We start from the raw sequence: 4423 nt of genomic DNA on the forward strand, positions 1-4423 counted from the left end.
CCAGCTCCTTGGCCCACTCTCTGATTTGCGTTTGACTAATCCCGAATGATTGAATCATTTCAAAGAAGTTGCAATCGGAGGGGTTTTTTTGACATGATAGTAAAAATTTTAATTAATTTTGCAATAGTACTAATACTATTATCAATAATCAAATAAAATGGGATCAAAAGTTAAGATACAACGAGTTGAACGAGGAAGAACCAAGTCATTTTATGTGAATTTCCCCGCTGCAGTAGCTGAGGCCGGTCAAATTGAAAAAGGTGAAGAAATGGAATGGTTTATTGAGGACAGAGACACCTACGTCCTAAAACGTTTAAACAAAAGCAAATCACTAATATCCAAATAAATGGCCTACTTAAGTTGACGCGTATGCCGGTACGGGTTTTAGCTATAATAGAAAAGGACAGGCAAGAATGACAAACGAAACCCGGTACGCCTGAGCCGAACAGTATCGAACTCAAATCATAAGATTTCAGGAAACCTTTCGTTCGGTTGGGGTGGAATGTTATCAAGATCGGTTTGGAATGAAAATTTTTAGTTTGATTACAAAATCAGCCTTTTTACTGCTATTAGCTATAATTGTTGTCTCCTGCCTTACACAGACAAGGAAAGATGAAATCGCCATCAGAGGGAAAATTGATGGCGCTGTCGGGAAAATGGTTGTTCTGGAAGAACTTACTGCGACTGCCCTGATTAAAATGGACTCCACCCTGGTCAGCGCTGAAAGTGATTTTGCTTTTGCTGCGCACCCGGTTGAAACCACATTTTACCTCCTCAGGTTTGAGGATGAACATTTCATCACCGTGGTTTTAAGTCCCGGCGAAAAACTGGAGATCACGGCGGAAGCAGGTTCATTCCCCGAAAACTATGAGGTGACAGGGAATGAAGATTCAAAGGTTTTACAACAGTATTTTACCGAAACCTACCGCAGGCAGCGGGCCATTGACCGGTTAAGGGAGGAGTTTTTCAGCAGCACACACCGGGACGATTTCCAGAAAATCAAAGAGCGGATTGACCGGGAGTTGGCGCAGGTGATCAGCGATCAGCGAAATTTTACCATCAGCCTCATCGGGTCAAATCCCGGGTCAATTGCAGGGCTGCTTTTGATCAATCAGCGTTTTGCCAACCAGAAAATGGCTGATGCTGAACGGGATTTTGATTTGTACGAACTGCTCGACAGCACGCTGATGAAACAATATCCCTCGAACGGTCATGTGCTGGAACATCACCGCCGGGTAGCTGATTTTCGGCATCGGCTTGAAGAGGAGCGGCAGATCGAAGAAAAACTCAGTCCCGGGCAGCCCATCCCCGACATCACCCTGAAAGATCCTTCAGAAAAAGCAATGAAATTGTCGGATCTGCGGGGAAAGATGGTTTTACTCTATTTCTGGGTGTCGTGGTCACCACCCTGCCGCGCCGCCAACCATCAACTGAAGGAGCTTTACGCACAAAATCAACCCAACAACTTTGAAATTTTCGCCATCTCGCTGGATCATGAACAGCGTTACTGGGCTGACGCCATCAAAGTGGATGAATTGCCCTGGATCAACGTGTCTGATCTCAGAGGGATGACCTCACCGGTTGCCAAAGTTTTCAACCTGCCGCAGGAGTTGCCTTTATATTATTTGATTGATGAGGAAGGTGTCATCCTACTAAAAACCACGAAATTTGGGGAAGTCGTTGCATTTCTTAAAAATAGCTAATCTTCTAAAATCTCTTTTTGATTACTTACAGAAAGATGATTTTTGACTAATACGACCCACTCCTTTTCCTGATCAACCATTCTGCGGAAAGGAGTGAGAGGATGATCAGCAACACCCAGAAGATGTTGGTCAATTCGCTGAAACGTTTTTCGGTGTAAACGATGGTACGGATGTCGTCGCGGGCTTTGAGGATTTCGGGGAACTGTTCCATCTGGTCAGGATAAATCATCTGACCTGTATGGCGGGTGGCGAGCCGGAAGAGCATATTATGGTCGGCAATGGTATTGAGCGCCTCAATATTGAGGGGCGAAACGGTGAACTCCCCACGATAGCTTAATAGTTTTTCTCCTACACGCACCTTTGCTTCATAGGTGTAATTGTCAACGGGTAGTACTCCGGCATTCAACTGGTAAGCATTGGCCGTTTTGCTGAAGGTGAAAGGATAGTTGCTTCCGCTGCTGCCTTTTATCACGATCTCCACCTCCGGGTCATTGATCAGCTCATAGCTCTGGTTGTACACTTCGGCATCAAACAACACCGGTTCATTTTCCAGAAAATTATTTTCGCACGTAATCCTGAACTGGTTTCTGTCGGCCTTGACGGACAGGTATTGCACCATTTTGGAAAACAGCTCATTGAATGCATTGTGGTTGCCGTTTTTCTGGAAATCGGTGATTCGCCACCGCCAGATGCCTTCACCGGCAATCACCCCGGTTTTACTGGTGATTGTCTGGTTGAACATCACCAGAGGATAACCGGTAACCAGTGAGCCAATTTGCTGGTAAAAGAGAGCTGTCGCCGACAGCTGTGTTTTGATCTCACCAAAAGGCGCTACCAAAGGGGGAAATCCTTCGAAGGCTTTTCGGTTAAGCTCGCTGACAGTAAAGAGCGAAAATTCGTTATTCAACGCCGGGAGTGACTCGTTGTAAATCTCCTTGTCGCTGAATATCTGGATTCCGGTGTTCAATGCGTTGAATTGCGCAAGATTGGACTGTGTGCCGACGATAAACAGGATCGGGATTTCTTCCTGACCGGCTTCTGTAATGATTCTTGAAATATTCTGATTTCCACCCGGTAGCTGATGTAAAATCAGCAGGTTGTATTCTGCAATGTTTCCGGCAAACTGGCTGAACACACTGTGGGTAACTTCGTTGGTGAAATTGCTCTCAATGGCCTCTTTGAGAGCGGCAATGTCGGGGTGCGGAGCGGCCGAGAGGATCAGTATTTTCTGCTTGGTATCGAGCACATCAATAAATATATCCTGTGCATTGTTGGCTGTGCTTATCTCTCCATCCAGCGGTCGCAGACTGATCCGGTATCGCTGGAGCCCAGCTTTGTCGGCATTAATCTGCACCTGGATGGTTTCGGTGTAGCGCCCGGAGGTAAAGGTCACATTTTGAGAAAATAATGTGGTCCCGCCCGAGCTTACAGTCAGTATACTGCTCTGTCCTTCGCACATGTTGGCTCCGACCACTACCTCTATCGGGAAAGTATTCCCTAAAAAAGCTATCCTGTTGAAATTGACCCGACGAAGAAAAAGGTCTTTCCGCACGCTGGTATCTCCCAATGCAAGAGTGTAAACGGGGAATTTTATCCGTTCCGAACTATAAACGGGGTTGATGCCCTTGTTGTACAATCCATCAGTGGCAATCAGCATTGCTCCCACATTCCGGTTCGAGTAACGTGTTACAATTTCGTCAAACATCGCCGAGATGTCAGTCTGCTTGCTGTTCCATGAAAAATCGAGGCCTTCACTCACCTTGTCGCCAAATTGGTAAGTCCGCACTGTATAATCCTGTTCGAGCCGGGAAACCAAATCAGCAATTCTATCCTGATAATCGCCAGTGTAAAACACAGAATCACTGTTAATCAGCAATGACTCCGAATTGTCCTGCGCCAGAATAACCAGAGGTTTTTCATAGTTCCTGAAAAGGCTTTTCAGCATAGGATTGAGCAACAGAAAAGAAATCATAGTGATGGCAATAAAACGAAAGACTGCAAGGGATTTAGTAACCAACGGGTTAAAATCTTCCTTACGGTTTTTGTAATACAGCACGCCGGCATAGAGCAATCCTGACAAAATGCATAAAATGATGAACCAACCGGTAAATTCGGTAACAATATTCAAAGGCAACCTCCTTAAATGACTGATTTAATGTTTACATGTGCATTCCACCGTCCACACTGATCACCTGGCTGGTGACATAGGAGGAGAGGTCGGATGCAAGGAAAAGGGCAATATCGGCTACGTCTTCGGGTTTTCCGGAACGGCGCAACGGAATGGTTTTAATCCAGTTGTCACGGACATCTTCAGGTAACTTCTCTGTCATCGCGGTTTCGATAAAACCGGGAGCAATGGCATTGCAACGGATGCCACGCGAGCCAAACTCCTGGGCAATGGATTTTGTGAAGCCGATCAGTCCGGCCTTGGATGCGCTGTAATTGGACTGTCCTGCATTTCCCGAAAGCCCAACTACCGAACTCATGTTGATGATGGAGCCGCTACGCTGCTTGAGCATCACCCGCTGGATGGCCTTGGTCATGTTGAAAATGGATTTCAGGTTTACCTTGATCACCAAATCCCAGTCCTGTTCAGACATCCGCAGCAACAGGTTGTCACGCGTGATTCCGGCGTTGTTCACCAGGATATCAATCTGGCCGAAGTCCTTCAGCACCTCGGTTACAAGCAACTCTCCGGCGTCAAACGAACTGGCATCGGA

At 46.3% G+C, this 4423-nt stretch carries 3 protein-coding genes; 1 reads left to right on the forward strand and 2 read right to left on the reverse strand.

Features of this window, described 5'->3' with window-relative positions; all coding sequences use genetic code 11:
* The first annotated feature begins 524 nt into the window (after window positions 1-524).
* Window positions 525-1703, forward strand: coding sequence for an AhpC/TSA family protein (locus IH598_16225; GenBank protein ID MBE0640063.1), 1179 nt, complete (start codon window positions 525-527; stop codon window positions 1701-1703).
* Between the two features lie 46 nt (window positions 1704-1749).
* Here the strand turns inward: IH598_16225 and IH598_16230 are convergent, their stop codons facing one another.
* Window positions 1750-3831 (reverse strand): hypothetical protein, encoded by a 2082-nt coding sequence (locus IH598_16230; GenBank protein ID MBE0640064.1) that lies wholly within the window; start codon window positions 3829-3831, stop codon window positions 1750-1752.
* A 31-nt stretch (window positions 3832-3862) separates the two neighbouring features.
* Window positions 3863-4423, reverse strand: a 561-nt coding sequence (locus IH598_16235) for a beta-ketoacyl-ACP reductase (GenBank protein ID MBE0640065.1), incomplete at its 5' end; no start/stop codon positions are given.

This window comes from Bacteroidales bacterium (genome assembly GCA_014860585.1).
GTDB lineage: Bacteria > Bacteroidota > Bacteroidia > Bacteroidales > 4484-276 > RZYY01.

Bases quoted from the DNA above. Each gene is read 5' to 3' on its own strand.
- IH598_16225 (MBE0640063.1), top strand. From the start codon at position 525: ATGAAAATTTTTAGTTTGATTACAAAATCAGCCTTTTTACTGCTATTA.